The sequence below is a fragment of the Acinetobacter sp. ANC_7635 genome (assembly GCF_056779945.1).
This window is the reverse complement of record NZ_JBWYIS010000032.1, coordinates 1-517: the sequence shown is the minus strand read 5'-3', so window position 1 is coordinate 517 and position 517 is coordinate 1. Positions and strand designations below refer to the sequence as shown.

Annotated in this window: 1 pseudogene; it reads left to right on the top strand. The window is 50.9% G+C overall.

What is annotated here, in order from left to right:
- Positions 1–517, top strand: a pseudogene (locus AC1M89_RS14740) (type VI secretion system Vgr family protein); the annotation flags it as partial.

The window sequence follows — 517 nt, the reverse complement described above, 5'->3', positions numbered from 1 at the left end:
CCAAGCGCTTAACCGACGCAACATCCGCTACCACCGTAGTGATGCGACAGAACAATTTGATACCATCACCAGTTTTATCGGACAACGCAGCTTACAACCCACCGCAGTCCACCTACAACGCTGGCAAGCCACAGCCCTCGAACAAGAAGAAGGCGCAGGGTCAGTCCAAAGCAAACACCAACACAGTGATCACCAAGACAATGCCAGCCTAGGCCTCGAACAAGCATGGCACATCAGCCCTGCATGGATCCAAGACCTCAAAGGTGAAGACCAAGCCACCGCCTCAGGCAACAGCCAAGTCGAAAAACTCAACCAACACCTTAGCGACTACTACGCTGGACAAAGCAAACAATTCATCGCCAAAGCCAGCGTCAGAGACAGCCAAGTCGGCTACTGGTTCAAACTCGATGGACACCCAGAAATTGAACAACACAGCGGAGCTGATCAAGAATTCCTCATTGTTGGCAAACGCTACTACAACCAAAACAACCTACCCAAAGACTTAGACCAACAAGTC